Below are 18,614 nucleotides of genomic sequence, written 5' to 3'. Positions count from 1 at the left end.
GGCCTGCCCAACAAAGAAGACGTAAAAGAAGGCCTCATGGCCTACAAAATCGCCGCCCACGCCGCCGACCTCGCCAAGGGACACCCGCGTGCACAGATGAGAGATGACGCCCTCTCCAAAGCCCGCTTCGAATTCCGCTGGGAAGACCAGTTCAACCTCGGCCTCGATCCCGAGCGCGCGCGCATCTACCACGACGAAACCTTGCCGAAGGAATCCGGCAAGGTCGCGCACTTCTGTTCCATGTGTGGACCCAAGTTCTGCTCTATGAAGATCACTCAGGACGTACGCGAATATGCGGCGAAGCAGGAAGCGGAGCAGGGAATGGAAGAAATGGCGATCAAGTTCAAAGATATGGGCGCCGAGCTCTACCATAAGGGCTAAGAACATAGCTAATTGAAACTGCATTCTCTGATGAGAAGGCAGCGCTGCGGGTAAGCCTTTGCCAGACCTTCAAAAACAGGATGTTTTTGCAGAGCCCCCATGGATGGGTTCACGGCGTGTCTGGGAAAGGCTTACCCGCAGTGCTGCCGCCCAGAACTCACCGAAAACATACCCCGGAAAAAAGAAGTGGCAGAAAGCAAGTTAAATATTGTAGTCGCCGGTGCCGGATTGATAGGCCGGTTACTGGCCTGGCGTTTATCCAAAAAAGGCCACCAGATCACTCTGTTCGAATCCGGTAGTCTGAAACATCCTGCGGGCGCCTGCCAAACCGCCGCCGGCATGATTTCCCCGTTATCGGAACTGTTCCACTGCCCGCTGCCCATCTACCAGCTGGGCATGCAAAGCCTGCAATACTGGCCTCAATGGGCCCAGCAACTGGAGCTGGCCACCGGTGTCAGCGTCGACTACCGCCAGGCCGGCAGTATCCTGATTGCGCATCCACAAGACCGCAGCGAACTCCTGCAATTCCAACAGGAACTCAACGCCAAGCTCGGCCCAGAAAAATCGGGCCAACTGCAATGGCTCGACCGTAATGCCCTGCAAAACCTCGAACCCGAACTCAGCGGATTCGAGCGCGGGCTCTACCTCGCATCTGAAGCCGACATCGACAACCGCAAACTTCTGCCAGCACTGTTACATGCCCTAGAAGTAAATAACGTGCAACTCCGCGAGCAAACCCCCGTCGAATGCCGCCCAGGGGAAATCCTCACCGGCAACCGCACCGAAAAATTCGACCTGGTCCTCGACACCCGCGGCCTCGGCGCCCGCTCCCAGATCGCGGGCTTGCGCGGCGTTCGCGGCGAAGTCATGGTAGTGGAAACCGCGGAAGTGACACTCAATCGCCCCGTGCGCCTGCTGCATCCAAGGTACCAGCTCTACGCCGTACCGCGCGCCAACAACCAGACCGTCATTGGGGCGACGGAAATTGAGAGCGACGACATGAGCCCCATCTCCCTGCGCTCCACCATGGAACTATCGAGCGCCCTGTACTCGATACATCCCGCTTTTGCCGAAGCGCGCATTATTAAAACCCGGGTCAACTGCCGACCCGCCACCATGGACAATATGCCCGTGGTCGAATCCCGGCCCGGCCTCATCCGGATTAACGGACTTTTCCGTCACGGCTATTTACTGGCCCCGGCGCTGGCCGCACAGGCAGAACGCGAAATCGACACATTAACCCAAACGACAGAACAGGTGACCTGATGCAACTCTTGGTCAATGGCGAAACCATCACCGTAAACCCGGGCGACACGGTTTCCGCACTGATTCAGCAACTGGGCTATCGCGGCGAAACCTTTGCCGTCGCCCTGAACGGAGACTTTGTTCCTCGTGCCCACTATGCGCAGGTATCCCTGAGCGCCGGCGACAATGTCGATATCGTTGCGCCGGTTGTAGGAGGCTGACAGGAGAGAGGACATGGCTGACAAACTGACACTCTACGGCAAGGAATTCGACAGCCGCCTGCTGGTCGGCACCGCACTGTATCCGTCACCGGCGATCATGCGCGAAGCCGTCGCCGCCTCCGGAGCGCAAATCATTACCCTGTCCCTGCGCCGCCAGAGCCCCGCACAGCAGCAGGGCAAAATACTCTGGGACTATATTCAGGAATCCGGCTGCCAGCTGCTGCCCAACACCGCCGGCTGCAAAACCCCAAAAGAGGTGATCGCGCTCGCCGAAATGAGCCGGGAAATATTTGGTACCGACTGGCTCAAGCTGGAAGTGATCGGCGACGACTACAACCTGCAGCCCGATCCCTTCGGCCTGGTCGAAGCGGCCCGCGAACTGCTCAAGCGCGGTTTCAGGGTTCTGCCTTACTGCACCGATGATCTGGTGGTGTGCCGGAAATTACTCGACGTGGGCTGCGAAGTGCTGATGCCCTGGGGCTCCCCCATCGGCACCGGGCGCGGACTGATGAACAAATACAACCTGCGGACCCTGCGCGAGCGCTTGCCCGACACGCCGCTGATTATCGACGCCGGCATCGGCGCACCTTCCCAGGCCTGTGAGGCCATGGAAATGGGTTTCGACGGGGTGCTGCTGAACACCGCCATCGCCCGGGCGCAGAACCCGGTGTTGATGGCCGAGGCGTTCAGGCTGGCGATAGAGTCCGGCCGCGCCGCGCGCAACGCAGGCCTGATGTTGCAGCGCCAGACAGCCAGCCCGAGTACACCCACGCTGGACATGCCGTTCTGGCAGCAGACGATCAATTCCGGGGAAGAATCATGAGTATTGCCCAGCAACCGCGCCCGATTGTCTGGACCATTGCCGGCAGTGACTCCGGCGGTGGTGCCGGCATACAGGCGGACCTGCTTACCATGCACGATCTCGGCGTCCACGGCTGCAGCGCCATTACCGCCAACACCGCGCAGAATACCCTCGGGGTGGCCGCAATCAATGCGGTCACCGAGGAGGTGTTGCAAGCGCAGCTGGACGTTTTGATCGCGGACCTTAGGCCCGCGGCGATCAAGATCGGTTTACTGGCCAATGTCGCGCAGGTAACACTGGTAGCGCGATTCCTGCAGGCGCTGAAACAGCAGGGCGCAGCAGTACCGGTGGTCTACGATCCGGTGGCCGTCGCCACCAGCGGCGCGCGCCTGACCGAAGGCAACACCGGCGGGGCAGTAGTGAAGGCGCTGCTCCCCCTGTGCGACCTGGTAACCCCCAATCGCGAGGAGCTGGCGTGGCTGGCGGATGCCAATGTCGGGCATGGTGATGTCGGGCATGGCGATGCGGGGCATGGTGACGTGGCGGGGGCAGCAGCGATTCTCGCCGCCGCGCGCAAGCTGCGCGGTGATCACCGCTTCGCACTACTGGTTACCGGCGGCCACTTTGACCTCGAACCCGGTGCCACCGCCGACCTGCTGTGCCGCGGCAGCGGGGACGCTCTGGCAGAAGACTGGCTGATCGGGGAGAAAATTGAAACCCGCAACAGCCACGGTACCGGCTGTACCCTGTCCTCCGCCATTGCCGCGTTGCTGGCACAGGGGTATCCGCTGACAGACGCCTGTGTGGTGGCCAACGCCTATGTGCGACGGGGGTTGCGTATGGATAACAACAGCCACATCGGCGCCGGTGCGAGCCCTCTGGGCCACTGTGGCTGGCCGCAGCACCTGCGGGATTTTCCGCAGGTACTGGCCAAAGGCAGCGAGCGGGCGAAACGCTATGGTTGTTTTTCCCCGCAACAGGCCGCGCGCTTTGCCGTTGAATTTGCGCAAGTGGACAGCAACTACCTGGGGCTTTACCCGGTGGTGGATTCCGTCGAATGGATAGAGCGGCTCGCGCAGGCCGGAGTGCGCACACTGCAGCTGCGGATCAAGCAGCCCGGTGACGACCTGCGCGAGCAGGTCGCGCGCGCGGTGGCCATAGGCCGGGATTACAACCTGCGCCTGTTTATCAACGACCACTGGCAACTGGCCATCGAGTGCGGCGCTTACGGGGTACATCTGGGGCAGCAAGATCTGCAGACCGCGGACCTGAAGGCGATACAGGTCGCCGGTCTGAAACTCGGTATCAGTACCCACGGTTTTTTCGAGCTGCTGTATGCGCACCAGTTCCGGCCCAGCTATCTGGCCATTGGCGCCATTTACGCTACCAGCACCAAAGACATGCGCGGCCAGCTGCAGGGGACGGAAAAGCTGGCGCGGATGGCAGCGCTACTGCCGGAGTACCCGCTGGTGGCCATCGGCGGGATCAACCTCGAGCGGGCGCCGGCGGTAGTGGCGAGCGGGGTGGGCAGTATTGCCGTAGTCAGTGCGATTACCGAATCACCGGATTACCGCCAGGCTGTGGCACAATTGGCGGCAATAATAGAGTCGCGTTAACCGGAGTACTGCGATGTTGAGCCGCAAACAGCTACAGCGCTACAGCCGCCAGATCATGTTGCCCGAAATTGGGGAGGCCGGACAGGATAAACTGGGCCGGGCCAAGATCCTGATCCTAGGACTCGGTGGCCTCGGCAGTCCGGCCGCGCTGTACCTGGCGGCAGCGGGGATCGGTGAGTTGCATCTGGTGGACGGTGATACGGTGGAAATTTCCAACCTGCAGCGCCAGGTTCTCTACAAAACCAACCATCGGGACAAAAACAAGGCACAGGTGGCAGCGCAGCAACTGACTGCTGCCAATCCGGAAATCCGTGTCCACCCACACGGGCAAATGGCGGATGAAGCCTGGCTGGGATCACTGCTCGCAGGACAGCATTTTGACGTGGTTCTGGACTGTACCGATAACCTCAATATTCGCCACGTCATCAACCGTGTCTGCCAGCGGGAAAAAACACCGGTGGTGATGGCTTCGGTGCGCAGTTTTTCCGGACAGCTGGTGAGCTTCGATTTTCGCCACGCAGCGAACCCCTGTTATGCCTGCCTGTTTCCGCCCGCCGCAGAGCAGAGTGACCTGCCGGAGGCAGAGAATTGCGCGACCATCGGGGTGATAGGGCCTGCACTGGGGATAATGGGCAGTGCGCAGGCACTGGAGGCGCTCAAGTTCCTGCTGGACCTGCCCGTTTCCAGCCTCAACCGGTTGCAGCTGTTCGAGGCCGCCAGCCTGGAGTGGCGCGCGCTCAAGCTGCCGGCAAACAAGGCTTGCCCCGTGTGCGGATAATCTTTAAAAAGATACGCATTCCATCAAACAATAATATCCAGGGAGTGCCCGACCCGTGTCTTTTCCAGTGTCCAAAGTATTATTGATTGCCACCCTTAGCATGTTTGTGCTGGCCTGTTCCGAAACTGATTCCGGAAAAAATGACAGTGCGCAACAGCCCCCGGAAACGGCACATGAAGCCGCAGTAAAAGAAGTGGAGACGCAGCCGGTAACCGAACTCGACCCGGTACACCTCCCCGAGAACTTGCTCGATACCTATCGTCAGACCTGCGGTACCTGTCACGAGCGGGGGGTGATCAATGCGCCAAAAACCGGGGATGCCACGGCCTGGTCGCCGAGAATGGCCCAGGGCATGGATGCCCTGGTCGCCCATGCGCGGGACGGATTCAAGGCGATGCCTCCCGCCGGGTTGTGCTACAGCTGTAGCGATGAGGATTACGAACATTTGATACGCTTTATGGCGACCCCCCAAGCTGAAGCCGAGACTGCACGCTAACCGGGCACCGTATTGTCTGTCGCTATTGGCCTCATTTTTTCAATCAATTTTGAACGCGCAAAATCGAGCCTATTATCTCTCCCGAGCGCCGTTGCGCCTGGTGGTTCGTTTTGTGACAGATTTTTCACAAAGTGCACCCCGGGGGTTGATTCAGAACAAGTCGACACCACTTGTTGTTGATAAGCTGTTTCGAGTGAAAAAGATTGGCAGTTATTGTGTTGCGCTGAGCGTTCAGCCAGAGCGCGGCGACGGCTAAATGGAATTGAAAGCGACCAAGTGAGGTTGAGAATGAGCAATATTGATATCGGTATCGGTGCCAAAGATCGTGCAGAGATTGCCGAGGGCTTGAAACGCCTGCTGGCAGATTCCTATACCCTGTACCTGCAAACGCACTACTTCCACTGGAATGTCACCGGGCGCCTGTTCCGCGAACTGCACCTGATGTTTGAGGAGCAGTATACCGAGCTCGCCACTGCGGTAGATGATATTGCCGAGCGTATCCGCACCCTGGACGTTGTCGCACCCGGCACCTACAAGGAGTTCGCGGAACTCAGTTCCATCAAGGAGACGGATTCGGTGCCGGCAGCGGAAGAGATGGTGCGCATCCTCACCCAGGGCCACGAGCAGGTGGTGAAGACCTGCCGCGAAGTCCTGAAGATTGCCCAGGGCGGGGATGACGAATCCACCATCGCGCTGGTGTCAGATCGCATGAGCGTGCACGAGAAAACCGCCTGGATGTTGCGCGCCACCGCGCAGTAATTTCTCTGAGTAGTTTCTCTAATCTGAGTAGTTTTTCTAATTTGTCTCGTGGAATAAAAATGGCCCGCAAAAGTGCGGGCCATTTTTTTATTCGTGCAGCAGGTCGAGAAACGCCCGTGCCGGTGCCGACAGGGCGCCGCGGCTGCGCAACACCGCGCCCAGTTGCGGAGCCACCACGGGCGCCGTCAGCGGAATACTGCACAGCCCGTAATCGCGCATCTGCGGTGCACACAGGCTGGGCATGGCACTCACTCCCAGTCCGGCCTGGACCAGCTTGCCGATGGTGCTCAGCTGGTAGGCCTCACAGAACAGGCGCGCGGGCGTGCCGCATTCGGCAAAGGCCTGTTCCGTCCAGCGGCGCACCGCAGAGCCCCGGTTCATGGCGATAAACGGCATCCTGGCGAGATCCGCCCAGCGCAGGCTTTTGCGCCCGGACAATGGATGTTGCTCGGGCAACACCCCGTGAAAGCTCCCCCGTTCCAGGGGGGCGAATTCCAGCCCCGCCAGGTCATCGGGCCGGAAGGTGATGCCGATTTCCGCGCGCCCCTCGCGCACCGCCGCCAGTACCTGCTCCATCACAATGTCTTCCAGCGCCAGGTCCACCTGGGGGTGGCGGCGGTGAAATTCCGCCAGCAGCGGCGGCAGCCGGTTGAGGGCAAAGGCGGGTATCGCCGCCACCGTGAGATTTCCCCGCTCCAGGGCGAACTGCCGCTGGATATCCTCGATGGATTTGTCCCAGCTTTGCAGCAACTGTTCCGCGCGGGCGGCGAAGCGCTCCCCTTCGGGGGTCAGGCTCAGCTGCCGGCTCTCGCGGTTGAACAGCGCCCCGCCCACGGTGCTTTCCAGATTGCGGATGGCCACGGACAGGGCCGGCTGGGAGATATGCAGGCGCTCGCTGGCATCCGCCAGGCTGCGGGTGGTGGCGACGGCGACAAAGGCCCGCAATTGCTTGATGGTGGCGCTCAAGGGGGACTATCCAATAGTTAAATGAAAGTTAATAAATATTAATAAGTTTAAATTGGTTTAAAGTGTTAGACCAAGGCATGATTGTCCACTTCGCATTCTGGCGAATAATGGTCTAACCCAAATATAGAGCCGGGAAAGACCGTTTAAATCCAATAACGAATCCGCCAAGAGAGTTCTGCCGAGATGAGTAATCAAGCCCAGCCCCTGTGGCAACCCAGTGCCGAGGCCGTCGCCGCCACCCAGATGGACGAGTTCCGCCGCTACGTCAACGACCGCTACAGCCAGCAGCTGGCGGACTACGGTGACCTGTATCAGTGGTCGGTAGAGGCCCGCGAAGACTTCTGGAGTGCGCTGTGGAACTTCACCGGTGTGGTCGCCAGCGCGCGCGGTGATCAGGTCCTGGGGGCGGACGAAATGCCGGGGGCCGAGTGGTTCCCCGATGCAAAGCTGAATTTTGCCGAAAACCTGCTGCGTTACCGGGATGACCGCGTGGCGCTGATCCAACGGCTGGAGAGCGGCAGTCGCCGCCAGCTGACCTACGCCGAGCTCTACCAGCGTGTCACCGAGCTGGCATCGGCGCTGGCCGCTGCCGGTGTGGAGAAGGGCGACCGCGTGGCGGGCTTTATGCCCAATATCATCGACACCGCCGTGGCCATGCTGGCGACCACCAGCCTGGGGGCCATCTGGACCTCCTGTTCCCCGGATTTCGGCATCAACGGTGTGCTCGACCGCTTCGGCCAGGTTGAACCGAAAGTGCTGTTTGCCTGCGAAGGCTATTTCTACAACGGCAAAACCATCGACTCCCTGCCGCGGCTGGAGCAGATCGTGGCGCAGATCGAGTCCATCAAGACCATGGTGGTGGTGCCGGTTGCCCGCAGCGCGGAAGAGACCGCAGCCGCCATCAGCGCGCTGCCCAAGGCGGTTGCGCTGCAGGACTTCGTCGCCGCCGCGCCGGCGCGCGAGCTGAGCTTCGAGCAGACCGACTTCAACCACCCGCTCTATATCATGTATTCCTCCGGCACCACCGGGGTGCCCAAGTGCATCGTCCACGGCGTCGGCGGCACCCTGTTGCAGCACCTGAAAGAGCACCGCCTGCACACCGACATTCGCCGTGACGACACCCTGTTTTACTTCACCACCTGTGGCTGGATGATGTGGAACTGGCTGGTAAGTGGCCTCGCCTGTGGCGCTACCCTGGTGCTGTTCGACGGCTCCCCGTTCTATCCCGCGGCGCAGACCCTTTGGGATATGGCGGATGAGGAAAACATCAGTGTGTTCGGCACCAGCGCCAAGTACCTGGCGGCGCTGGAAAAGGCGGGCTGCAAACCCCGCGAGAGCCACAACCTGGACAAACTGCGCGCGGTGCTGTCCACCGGCTCGCCGCTGGCCCACGAAGGCTTCCGCTACGTGTACCGGGACATCAAGTCCGACGTGTGCCTGTCTTCCATTTCCGGCGGTACCGACATCGTTTCCTGTTTCGCCCTCGGCAACCCGGCACTGCCGGTGTACGCCGGTGAGCTGCAGTGCCGCGGCCTGGGAATGGCGGTGGAAGTGTGGAACGACGACGGCCAACCGGTGTTGCAGGACAAGGGCGAGCTGGTGTGCAGCAAGTCTTTCCCGTGTATGCCAATCGGTTTCTGGAACGATCCGGATGGCAGCAAGTATCACTCTGCCTACTTCGAGAACTGGCCGGGCGTCTGGGCCCACGGGGATTACGCGGAGATCACCGGCCATGGCGGTGTGATCATTTACGGTCGCTCCGATGCGGTGTTGAACCCGGGTGGTGTGCGTATCGGTACCGCGGAGATCTACCGTCAGGTGGAGAAGGTGGAAGAGGTGCTGGACAGCGTGTGTATCGGCCAGGAGTGGCGCGATGATGTACGGGTGGTGCTGTTTGTGGTGCTGCGGCAAGGACTGGAGCTGGACGACGACCTGACCCAGAAAATCCGCACCACCATCCGCGCCAACACCACCCCGCGCCACGTGCCGGCGAAGGTGATTCAGGTGGCGGATATCCCGCGGACCATCAGCGGCAAGATCGTGGAACTGGCGGTGCGCAACGTGGTGCATGGCAAGCCGGTGAAGAACCAGGAAGCGCTGGCCAACCCGGAAGCGCTCAAGCTGTTTGAGAACCTGGAGCAGCTGGCAGACTGATCGGGGTAGGGCCCGGTGCCCTGAATAGTACCGGTGGCGGTGGCGTCACCGGTACGGGTTTGCTGGACACGAGCTAGGCACCCCCTAAACCCATCCATGGGGGCTCTGCACCGCCATCCATGGCGGTGAAGGTCTCACAAGGCTGCACCCGGTCTCAGTACCTTCGCAGAAAGTTCGGTAGTCTTACCTGAAGACTACTTCTCTACCTAATTTGGCAGCTCGCCTCAAATCAATGTGCGGTCTTTTCCCGAACGCTTGCCCGGCGCTCCTCATCGACCATCTTCCGCAAGGCCAGACGCGTGAAGTAGGCCGCCATCAGGCACACAAATCCGATAACGCCCAGGCTCAGCAAGCCAGAAAAGCTGGTGAACAGATCAATCAGTGCATCCATGGTCGGCTCCTCAAGTTGATTGGCACTGATTGCAGTGTATGAGCCACTAGGGCAAAGCCCTTGATCTGAATCAAAAAGTAATGCTGTGGATCACAGAGCTATCCGCGAAGGCGTTGATGCCGGGTATGGCCTTGCGAGACCTTCGAAAACAGGGACGTTTTCGAAGAGCCCCCAGGGATGGGTCCACGGCGTGTCTCGCAAGGCCATACCCGGCAGCGGCGCCGCCACCGTGCTCTCTCAGTGTCGGATGGTTACGTCATCACAGCCCGTGGCGTTCCCTTAATCCTCCCTCTGTGGTATACCGCGCCCGACATTCTGCGCTACCCTGTTGGGAGCTAACTAAACCAATAAATTCATGGAAGATAAGTATGATCACTTACCTTTATTGGGCCGCCGTTATCGCACTGGTGGTGCTCTGTCTGTACGCCGGCAGCCGCCTCGGCAGTCTGGGGAAAGGCGCCATTGTGGGGGCCATCGTATTTCTGTCCGGCTGGCTGGCCTATTACTTCCACTTTGAACAGGTCTTTGTAAAACGCTTCGGTGGCGTCATGCGCATCAACGTGCCCGAAGGGCAGCGGCATCTAGGCTCCACCTGGAAAGACGACAACCTGTGGGTGGAAAACTACGACCCCAAAAGCAACGAATGTATATTCAGCGAATACTCCAAAGGCAACCTGCTGGAAGGTCGCGTCATCATCAAAAACTGTAACCCCCTGATCGAAAAGAAAGAAGCTTCCGGGGCCTTTCCCGCGCGCTGAGTAAACGCCTACTGATTCCGGGGCTGCGCGAACAAATTGCCGCAGCTCCGGCAACTTTCCCGCGCGCCTGGCGTCGCAGTTGTGAAACTTTGCAAACGGATTGTTGAATTGCGCCACCTCCGTGCCCATCCCGCGCTGCAAATAGTGCTGGCCATACTACTGTGCTGGCTGCCGGGGCTGTCCGTGCAGCCAGCGGCGGCGTTGCCGTTTTTTGACCGCCTGCCCAAGTTCAAGGTCCGGGTGTCCGAAGACCGGGAGTTGCAGGAGTGGCTCAAGGACCAGCTGAACGAACAGCGCAAATCCAGCAGCGTACTGAAAAGCTATGAAGACCCACTGGATGTCGCCCGCTATGAACGGGGCACACTGGAAAAACTGCTGCGCTCCCGCGGGTATTACGACGGTCGGGTGCGCCAGACCGTAACCGACGGGGAAATCCTCTACCGCGTGGTACCCGGTCCGGTGTATCGCATCAAATCCCTCACCATCGACATGCCGCCACACCTGCTCGCGGGGTTCCCCCGTGTCGGGCTGACTGTGAGCGATCCGCTAGTGGCAGAGAAGGTCACCGAAGGCGTCGGCGTGATCGAAAAATATCTCGGCGAAAATGCCTGCCTGCTGAATGTGGATGTGGATTACCAGGCCACGGTCATCCACAGTGAACATGCGGCGCGGCTTGAATACCTGGTGGCCGAAAGCCCCGAGGTGCATGTTGGCGAAGTGCGTATGGACGGGCTTGCCACCATCAACGAGGAGTTCCTGTACAAGCGCCTGCAGATTGAACCCGGAGACTGTTTCAGCCGCCGCAAGCTGGACGCAGCGCGGCTGCGCCTGTTGCGCACCAACCTGGTTGCCGGTGTCAACAGCGAGGTTTCCGAGCCCCGCGACGGCGTCGTCGATGTCACCTTTAACCTGATCGAGCGCAAACACCGCACCATCCGCCTGGGGGTGGGGTACACCTCGGACGAAGGCGCGGGGGTTTCTGCCGGCTGGGAGCACCGCAATATTTTAGGGCGCGGCGAAAAAATTGAAGTGGAAGCGCGGGTGAATGAGGTCAAGCAATCCCTCAAAAGCGAACTGCTGGTGCCGCGATTTTTCCGCGATGACCAGGAGTTTTCCGCCACCGCTGAGGCCTCCAACGAAGAGCGGGATTCCTACAATGCGGAGGCCCTGACCATCGGCGGCACCATTTCCCGCCGCCACACCAAGCACCGCACCTTCAGTGTTGGCAGCGAACTGAAATTCAGCCAGGTGCAGGAAGAAGGGGAGGAAAGCGAGAATTACCGGCTGTTGTCATTTCCCCTGGCGATAAAGATAGATACCACCGACAACCTGCTGGACGCCCGCAGTGGCGCTACCGTCACCATGGAAGTGAAGCCGTACCTGGACCTCAAGGGAACCGGTACTCGCTTCGTCAAAAACACCCTGGTGATGACCGGTTACCTCACCGGCGAAGAGATCAAATACGACCCGACCCTGGCGCTGCGTATCAAAGCCGGTGTGATCAGCGGTATCGACAACCTGGATATCCCCGCGGACGAGCGCTTCTATGCCGGTGGCGGCGGTTCCGTGCGTGGCTACCCCTATCAGTCCCTGGGGCCCCGGCGGCTGATACCGCCGGAAAACCCCGGTGATCCGCCGACCCTGTCGGACCCGATCGGCGGCCGCGGCCTGAGCGAGATTTCGCTGGAGGGCCGCTTCCGCTTTACCGAAACCTGGGGTGGCGTGTTGTTCCTGGATGGCGGCAATTCCTATGCCGATCCACAGCCCAGCTTCGACGACCTCTACTGGGGCGCCGGACTGGGTGTGCGCTACATGACCTCATTCGCACCGCTGCGTTTCGATATCGCCTTTCCCCTCGAGCGCCCCAAGGACCTCGACATCGGCAGTTACCAGGTCTACGTGAGCCTAGGGCAGGCGTTCTGATATGGGGGCGGAGCGAAGATCCTGGTTCAGGCTGCGGTGGCCGCGACTTACCGCCATTGCCCTGGCGGTGCTGATCCCACTGTTGCTGCTGGTATTTCTGGTGGGCTCGGAATCCGGCCGCGTTGCCCTGACCCGCGGTGGTATCGCCATCGCGGGGCACTTCCTTCCCGACCTGGAAATTGCTGCCGAAGGCTTGGCGAGTCGCGAATTCGGCCACTGGTATTTCTCCCACCTGAGCGTGCGCTATCGGGATAAGCCCATGGTCGAGGGGCGCGAGGTGAGCCTGAAGGTGGACCTGCACCGGTTGTTGCGCAACCAGGTACATGTGGCTGAGGTCACCGCCAGCTCGCTACTGTTCGACAATACGGTGCTGGGGGATTACCTGGCTGCCCACGTCAGTACGGAAGAGGTGGCGGAAGCCGCGGAAGAAACTTCCGGGCTCAATATCCCCGCCATCTGGGTGGAGCAGCTGGCCGTCGATAGCCTCACCGTGATCGACCGGCAACTGCCGGGCTTCCCGGTACTGGCGGTCAAGGGGCAGGGCAGTTACCGCTGGCCGGGAGCGGAATCGGGACTGGAACTGTCCGTCGACGAACATGGCGGCAGCGCATTGCAGGTTCGCCTCAGCGGGGTCATGCAGTCCCCAGATCGCTACCTGCTGGAGTTTAGCGCCAGCGAAAACGCCGGCGGTTTTGTTACCGGCAAGCTGCAACTGCCGCAGGGGCAGAACCTGGATGCCGATGGCAGGGTGGTGCTGGATATCCGCGATGAAAAACACCTGACCGCCACCGTGGAGCGCTTTTCGCTGCCGCTGGTTGATCACCGCTTTGGCCTTACCGGCGCCGCTGCAATCACCCTTGCACCCTGGGCGGTTACAACCGATGGCCTGATTTTGACCGCCGATGACAGCCGGCATCGCATTGCCGGCAGTATCGATGGCGAAGCCGTGGCGCTGGAAGTGAAACTGAACAAATTGCCGGTGGCGATTTCCCAGCCGTGGCAGGACTATTTGCAAGGCGGCTGGCTGAGTGCGGATGTGGATGTTCGCGGTCCGCTTGCGCTGCCCGAGGTCAACGGCACCCTGGAACTGAAAAGCAGCTACCAGAAGCAGCCGCTGCAAGTTACCGGCGAGGTGCAAACCAGGGAAAAGGTCATCCAGATCAAAACCGCGCGGGTAAAGCTGGCGGGGGCCCGCGTCGATGCCAGCGGCGAGGTGGATATCGCCGGCGAGACCATCGACCTCGAAGGGCTGGTGGAGCAGTTGCCACTGGAAAAGGTCCGGGAGATCCTCGCGGCCCTGGAGGAGACCCGCGATATCGCAATTCCACCGGAGGTGGATGCCAATATCGGCCGGCTGGCAGTGTCCGCCGAGGGAAGCTGGCGCAATCCAAAGCTGGACATCAAGCTCGACGGTTCCGTGGATTACCAGGAATTGAGTACCGAAGTGCACGGTGCCGCCAGTGGCGACCTCAAGCAATTTGCCGTCAACGACATTCTGGTGGAAGGCGAGGGCGTGCGCGTCAGCGGCAGTGGCACCGTGGGCATCGACGCCAAAACCCTGCAGTTCCAGCTGGATGTGGCGGCGCGCGACCTGCAGCCCGCAGAGCAACTGGGACTGCCCGTGGATCCCGGCACCCGGGTCAATCTGGACGCGGTGGTGGCCGTGACCGGGCCCTGGGACAACCCGCAGATGTCTGCGCAGATTTCCTCCCGAGGGACCTACCGCGACTACCGCTACCGGCTCGGCGGCGGCGTTGCCGGCAATGCGGAAAAGCTGACCCTAGACCGCCTGCGCCTCGACCTGCTTTCCGCGGGTAGCGGTGACCCTGCGTCTACCAGGGATCAATCTCTGGTGGCCGCCGACCCGTCCCCACCGGAGGAAGATTACCCCCTGCAGGCCCAGTCCGGGGCCGGTATCGGCGCCCTGGCCGAGGAAGCCGAACAGGCCGCCAGCCGCGGCAATGCCTGGCTCGAAGTCAACGGTGTTGTCGAGCTGAAGGCCCGGCGTGCCAATGGCAGTATCGCCGGGCGCAATATTCCGGTGACCCTGGCGGAGCTGGCCGGGGTGGCGCTGCCGCCTTCACTGGATGGTGAAATCAGTATTGATGGCCAGTTCTCCGGCCCGTTCACCGCACCGGAGGTGGGGGTCAATGTACTGGGACTGGGCAGCTTCCGCGGTGAACCCTGGCAGATACAGGGGGATATCCATTACGCCAGCGGCAGCGTGCAGCTGGCGGACGTGAACCTGCTGTGGGCGGCACGCAACCAGCTCACCGCCAATGGCAACCTCAGCGCGGATACCCTGGAGCTGGATCTGCGGGCCAAGGCGACACTGGCGGATTTCGAGGAGTGGATCGCCGCGGATATCAGTGACAGCGGCGAACTCACGCTGTGGGCGACCGCCAAGGGCTCCCCGAAAGCGCCGGTGCTGGCTGGCGAACTCAAGCTGACCGGCCGTGCGCCGGCAATGCGCGACGACGCCCTGGTGCAGGCGCCCCTGAACCTGGTGCTCGGGTGGCAGACTGCGGATGGCAAGTTGAATGCGAAACTGGATGCCAGTCACGGCGCCCGCCGGGCGGCAGAGGCGTCGCTCACCCTGGCCATTGCACCGATTCTCGAGCAGCTGTTTGCAGAGCGTGCGGAAGGGGTGGAGAGTCCGCCGCTGCCGCTGGATCTCGAGGCCCGCGGCGAGGCGGACCTGCAGGCCCTGAGCGCATTTTTTGACCCGGAAATCCACTCTATGCGCGGGGTGCTGGCATTCGATATGTTGGCAGATGGCAATACCCGCTCGCCCAACATGCGCGGCAGGATCAACCTGCGGGACGGCTACTATGAGCACCGCCCCACCAACACCCGCCTGCGCAACCTGGTTTTTGTGGCGGAACTGACCCCGGAGCAGTGGCGCATTGTCGAGGCCGGTGCCAGCGATCGCGACCGGGGGCGTATCGATCTCGACGGTGCCATGACCTTCCGCGCTCCGGACGCGCCCTCACTGGATTTTGTGCTGCGCGCCAGGGAAGCGCACCTGCTGAACATGCCCGGCGCCCGCGGTGCCTTTAGCGGGGAACTGACGCTAACCGGTTCCACCGATGACGCCCTGCTGGCCGGTACCCTGAATCTGCGGCCGCTGGCGGTGCAGGTGGAGCACTTTCTCGGCAGCAGTGTGCCGGAAATCGACGTGATCGAAGTGGAGGTGGATGACAGCCGCCAGCAACAGGGTCCATCGATACTGCAGAACATCGCCCTGGCCCTGCGGATTGTGCTGAAGGAACAGTCCTACGTGCGCGGCCTGGGGCTGGATTCGGAACTGAAGGGCCAGGTGGATATCGGCGGTACCGCAGCCAGTCCGCAGCCCTCCGGCTCACTGACCATCGTGCGCGGAAAATTCGACCTGCTGGGGAAAAAGTTTGAGCTGCAGGAGGGACAGGTGCAGTTCGAGAATATGGTTGCCGCCATCTACGTCAAGGGGGTGCATACCTATCCGGAAGGGGAAATTACCGCAGAAATTTCCGGTACCACCGACGACCTGAAAGTAGAATTCAGTTCGTCCCCCGCCGCGGCGCAGGATGAAATCTTTGCGCAGCTGCTGTTCGGGAAATCCCTGACGGATATCTCTCCACTGCAGGCGGTGCGCCTCGTCACCGTGGTGCGCACCTTGCAGAGTGGCGGCACCGGTTTTGACCCGGTGGCGAAAACCCGCGAGCTGATCGGGCTGGACACCCTGGATGTGGAAACGGAAGAGACCGACGAGGGCGACCAGTACTCCCTCAGCCTGGGGAAATACATCACCAGCCGCATCTACCTGGAACTGCAGCGCAGCACCGACCCGCTGAACCCGTGGCAGGCGGAAATGCAGATTGAATTGCGCAAGAATCTGCGGCTGGAAATCAAATCGTCCGACAGCAATGAAACCAGTGCCGGTAGTATCGAGCTGCAGTGGAAGAAGGATTACTGACGAACTATAAAAAGAAAACGTTATAAACAACCCCCGGGAAACACCTTATGGAATATTCAATTGTCGTATTGGCTGCGGGATATTCCCATCGCTTCGGTAGTGATAAGCGCCTTGCCAGTATTCACGGCCAGCCGATGCTCATGGCCACACTGCAGAACCTGCTTGCGGCAGTGGAGGGAGAAGAGGATGTCGGAGTTCAGGTGGTGCTGCGTGCCAGTGACCCCCTGGTTGGCCAGCAGCTGGCCAAGCTTCCGGTGCAGGTGCTGCACGCACCGGTTTGGCCGGTCAGTATCGGTACCAGCCTGTCTTCCGCGGTTGAACAATTGACCCGGCAGGGGTGTGTTCCGAAAGGGGTGATGGTCTGTCTCGGCGACATGCCATTTGTGGAGCCGGAGACCATTCGCACCCTGTTGCGTGCGGCCGACGAAGACCGGATCTGCGTGCCGGTGTGCGCCGGTACCCGGGGCTATCCGATTGTTATCGGCCGGCGCTTCCTGTCGGCGCTGGCGCGCTTGCGCCGCAATGGCCTGGAAAAGGTCCTGCGCCTGTACGATGAGGCGGTGCAGGATGTGGAGGTACACGACCCGGCAATCAATTGCGACATCAATCGTCCAGAGGATTACCACGCAGTAGCGCGGCAGGATCTGTTCGGAAAAATTTTTGCATCTCCCGATACACTGCAGGATGTGCCGCAGCCATCTGCGTCGGAATAATGAAGTAGGCCTCGGTGGCCACCGCAAAAAATTCGGCCGGCGACTGTGCGCCGTAGGTGTCGAGTACCGAGGGCCCGGATTCCCGGTGCTCTCCATTCCCCTGTTCTCCATCCCCCTGCTCTCCATGTAGCAGGTGCAATCGCTGGCGCAATTCGTTGAAGGCCTCGCGCATCACCGGGGCCCAGCCCCGTCCGGCTTCGCTGCTATCGAACGGGGGCCTGCCATCCACATAACCATCTTCTTCGTCCAGCTTGTGGGCAAACTCGTGAACGGCCACATTGTGGCCCTGTTCCGGGTACCTCAGGCCGCGCTGCAGGTCCGCCCAGGAAATGACGATGGGCCCCCGGTAGTGGGATTCCCCGGCGCGGGCGCTGGTGCGCGCGGATTCCACATAGCCCTCCCGGTGAATCTCCTCGGCCAGATAGGCATCGGGATAGAGCAGTACCGTGTGCAGCCCGGGATAACAGCGGTTATCCCGCTGTAACAGCAACAGGCAGGCGTGCGCCGCCACCGTAACCCGCATCTCCTCGGTCACCTGAAGTCCGTTGCAGCCGACAAATTCCTTGTCCCGCAGGAACAGGCTGACATTGGCTTTCAGCTCCTGTTGCAGGGCGGCGGGCAGCACCGGGAACAGGGCCAGTCGCCGGGACAGGATGGCTTCCTGTTCCCGCGTCAGTTTGCGCCCGCGGAGGTAGCGCAAGCGCCAGCGCTGCCACAGGTAGGGGATCACCCAGATCAGGATGGCGAACAGGATGACACCGAGAAAGGTCTTCAAAGATCACGCTCCGGAATATGTGTGTATGCAGGGGGAGGAATATAACGGGTAGGGCGCCGATGCGCCCGTGGAAGGAAAGAGAGACTGCAAAGATGGCGCTCCCGGCTGGACTCGAACCAGCAGTCCGGACTTAGGAGGTCCGTGGTTTATCCTGTTAACCGACGGGAGCGGACGGGCGGCCATTCTAACGACTGTGTCTGCATCTGTCATGAGTGGTAGGGTGTGGGAAATGCGTCGGTCAAATTTCGTACTCCTTTATCACTCTCGCGCTCTCCCGCATCATTCCCGGTTTACGCTCAATACACTGATCGCCCGCCGTCGCCGACCCTCCGGATCTGTGTCACCAACGGTAACGCCTGCCCCATCGTGGGTAACCTCCTCACCCGCATCGGTCTCCGGTCGACAAATTCATGATCGCGCCGAAAAATTGTCGCGATTCGGTCATATTTAGAGGCTATTTTGGCGCCAGCCGCGGCGAACGGGGTCTGTGAGATCTATCCGCTTGCCGGCGGCCGAGATGCCCTGTGTAACCATCGGAAAAAAACCGTGGCGGGGGCGCAAAAGTTGCTTGACCGGAAAAGCCGGAGCTGGCTAATCTGCAATAGCACAACAAAAACAGACAAAGTGTTTCTGCCCTGGCAGATCGAGATTATGGAGTTTTCTATGAGCGGCAACGTTATC

17 protein-coding genes and 1 tRNA gene are annotated in these 18,614 nt (G+C 60.8%); 14 read left to right on the top strand and 4 right to left on the bottom strand.

Going from position 1 to position 18,614, the window contains the following annotated elements:
• From QZ511_RS12840 to QZ511_RS12805, 8 genes are all read left to right on the top strand, one after another.
• Positions 1-381 (top strand): phosphomethylpyrimidine synthase ThiC (locus QZ511_RS12840; protein WP_295802947.1); only part of this gene is annotated, 381 nt, incomplete at its 5' end.
• Positions 382-567: 186 nt separating this feature from the next.
• Positions 568-1,647 carry a glycine oxidase ThiO gene (thiO, locus tag QZ511_RS12835; protein WP_295802946.1) on the top strand — a complete coding sequence of 360 codons (1,080 nt, stop codon included), beginning with the start codon at positions 568-570 and terminating at the stop codon, positions 1,645-1,647.
• Positions 1,647-1,847: a sulfur carrier protein ThiS gene (gene thiS / locus QZ511_RS12830; protein ID WP_295802945.1), complete on the top strand. Its 201-nt coding sequence runs from the start codon at positions 1,647-1,649 to the stop codon at positions 1,845-1,847. The genes thiO and thiS overlap by 1 nt, the downstream gene beginning before the upstream one ends.
• A 13-nt stretch (positions 1,848-1,860) precedes the next feature.
• Complete coding sequence (locus QZ511_RS12825; RefSeq protein WP_295802944.1) at positions 1,861-2,670, top strand: thiazole synthase; 810 nt, start codon at positions 1,861-1,863, stop codon at positions 2,668-2,670.
• Positions 2,667-4,265, top strand: coding sequence for a thiamine phosphate synthase (gene thiE / locus QZ511_RS12820; protein ID WP_295802943.1), 1,599 nt, complete (start codon positions 2,667-2,669; stop codon positions 4,263-4,265). The genes QZ511_RS12825 and thiE overlap by 4 nt, the downstream gene beginning before the upstream one ends.
• 13 nt (positions 4,266-4,278) lie before the next feature.
• Complete coding sequence (locus tag QZ511_RS12815) at positions 4,279-5,043, top strand: HesA/MoeB/ThiF family protein (protein ID WP_295802942.1); 765 nt, start codon at positions 4,279-4,281, stop codon at positions 5,041-5,043.
• 67 nt (positions 5,044-5,110) lie between these two features.
• Entirely contained in the window at positions 5,111-5,539 is a 429-nt protein-coding gene (locus QZ511_RS12810; protein WP_295802941.1) for a c-type cytochrome, read from the top strand.
• Positions 5,540-5,827: 288 nt separating this feature from the next.
• Positions 5,828-6,298, top strand: coding sequence for a Dps family protein (locus QZ511_RS12805; RefSeq protein ID WP_295802940.1), 471 nt, complete (start codon positions 5,828-5,830; stop codon positions 6,296-6,298).
• Positions 6,299-6,385: 87 nt separating this feature from the next.
• Here the strand turns inward: QZ511_RS12805 and QZ511_RS12800 are convergent, their stop codons facing one another.
• Entirely contained in the window at positions 6,386-7,264 is an 879-nt protein-coding gene (locus tag QZ511_RS12800) for a LysR family transcriptional regulator (RefSeq protein WP_295802939.1), read from the bottom strand.
• Positions 7,265-7,447: 183 nt separating this feature from the next.
• Between QZ511_RS12800 and QZ511_RS12795 the strand changes: the two genes are divergently transcribed.
• A complete protein-coding gene (locus QZ511_RS12795) occupies positions 7,448-9,418 on the top strand; it encodes an acetoacetate--CoA ligase (protein WP_295802938.1) in 1,971 nt (656 codons plus the stop codon).
• Positions 9,419-9,647: 229 nt separating this feature from the next.
• Here the strand turns inward: QZ511_RS12795 and QZ511_RS12790 are convergent, their stop codons facing one another.
• Positions 9,648-9,809 carry a DUF3149 domain-containing protein gene (locus QZ511_RS12790; protein ID WP_295802937.1) on the bottom strand — a complete coding sequence of 54 codons (162 nt, stop codon included), beginning with the start codon at positions 9,807-9,809 and terminating at the stop codon, positions 9,648-9,650.
• Between the two features lie 368 nt (positions 9,810-10,177).
• Between QZ511_RS12790 and QZ511_RS12785 the strand changes: the two genes are divergently transcribed.
• From QZ511_RS12785 to QZ511_RS12770, 4 genes are all read left to right on the top strand, one after another.
• The gene (locus QZ511_RS12785) at positions 10,178-10,567 is read left to right on the top strand and encodes a hypothetical protein (protein ID WP_295802936.1); all 390 of its coding nucleotides are present in this window, start codon (positions 10,178-10,180) and stop codon (positions 10,565-10,567) included.
• A gap of 108 nt (positions 10,568-10,675) precedes the next feature.
• Positions 10,676-12,490 carry a BamA/TamA family outer membrane protein gene (locus QZ511_RS12780; RefSeq protein ID WP_295802935.1) on the top strand — a complete coding sequence of 605 codons (1,815 nt, stop codon included), beginning with the start codon at positions 10,676-10,678 and terminating at the stop codon, positions 12,488-12,490.
• Between the two features lies 1 nt (position 12,491).
• A complete protein-coding gene (locus tag QZ511_RS12775) occupies positions 12,492-16,445 on the top strand; it encodes a translocation/assembly module TamB domain-containing protein (RefSeq protein ID WP_295802934.1) in 3,954 nt (1,317 codons plus the stop codon).
• A 47-nt stretch (positions 16,446-16,492) separates the two neighbouring features.
• A complete protein-coding gene (locus tag QZ511_RS12770) occupies positions 16,493-17,158 on the top strand; it encodes a nucleotidyltransferase family protein (RefSeq protein ID WP_295802933.1) in 666 nt (221 codons plus the stop codon).
• Here QZ511_RS12770 and QZ511_RS12765 read toward each other — a convergent pair.
• On the bottom strand, positions 17,049-17,933 hold the full coding sequence (locus QZ511_RS12765) for a M90 family metallopeptidase (protein WP_295802932.1): 885 nt from the start codon (positions 17,931-17,933) through the stop codon (positions 17,049-17,051). The genes QZ511_RS12770 and QZ511_RS12765 overlap by 110 nt on opposite strands.
• Positions 17,934-18,026: 93 nt before the next feature.
• A tRNA-Arg gene (locus tag QZ511_RS12760) sits at positions 18,027-18,102 on the bottom strand.
• A 290-nt stretch (positions 18,103-18,392) separates the two neighbouring features.
• On the opposite strand from QZ511_RS12760, the gene QZ511_RS12755 reads away from it, so the two are divergent.
• On the top strand, positions 18,393-18,614 hold a 222-nt coding region (locus tag QZ511_RS12755; RefSeq protein ID WP_295802931.1), incomplete at its 3' end, for a hypothetical protein.

The sequence above is a fragment of the uncultured Microbulbifer sp. genome (assembly GCF_913055755.1).
GTDB lineage: Bacteria > Pseudomonadota > Gammaproteobacteria > Pseudomonadales > Cellvibrionaceae > Microbulbifer.
The sequence above is the reverse complement of the archived record's forward strand: the minus strand, read 5'-3'. Positions and strand labels throughout refer to the sequence as shown.

Coding starts and splice junctions, on each gene's coding strand:
- thiS (WP_295802945.1), top strand. CDS start 1,647: ATGCAACTCTTGGTCAATGGCGAAACCATCACCGTAAACCCGGGCGAC.
- QZ511_RS12825 (WP_295802944.1), top strand. CDS start 1,861: ATGGCTGACAAACTGACACTCTACGGCAAGGAATTCGACAGCCGCCTG.
- thiE (WP_295802943.1), top strand. CDS start 2,667: ATGAGTATTGCCCAGCAACCGCGCCCGATTGTCTGGACCATTGCCGGC.
- QZ511_RS12815 (WP_295802942.1), top strand. CDS start 4,279: ATGTTGAGCCGCAAACAGCTACAGCGCTACAGCCGCCAGATCATGTTG.
- QZ511_RS12805 (WP_295802940.1), top strand. CDS start 5,828: ATGAGCAATATTGATATCGGTATCGGTGCCAAAGATCGTGCAGAGATT.
- QZ511_RS12795 (WP_295802938.1), top strand. CDS start 7,448: ATGAGTAATCAAGCCCAGCCCCTGTGGCAACCCAGTGCCGAGGCCGTC.
- QZ511_RS12790 (WP_295802937.1), bottom strand. CDS start 9,809: ATGGATGCACTGATTGATCTGTTCACCAGCTTTTCTGGCTTGCTGAGC.
- QZ511_RS12785 (WP_295802936.1), top strand. CDS start 10,178: ATGATCACTTACCTTTATTGGGCCGCCGTTATCGCACTGGTGGTGCTC.
- QZ511_RS12775 (WP_295802934.1), top strand. CDS start 12,492: ATGGGGGCGGAGCGAAGATCCTGGTTCAGGCTGCGGTGGCCGCGACTT.
- QZ511_RS12770 (WP_295802933.1), top strand. CDS start 16,493: ATGGAATATTCAATTGTCGTATTGGCTGCGGGATATTCCCATCGCTTC.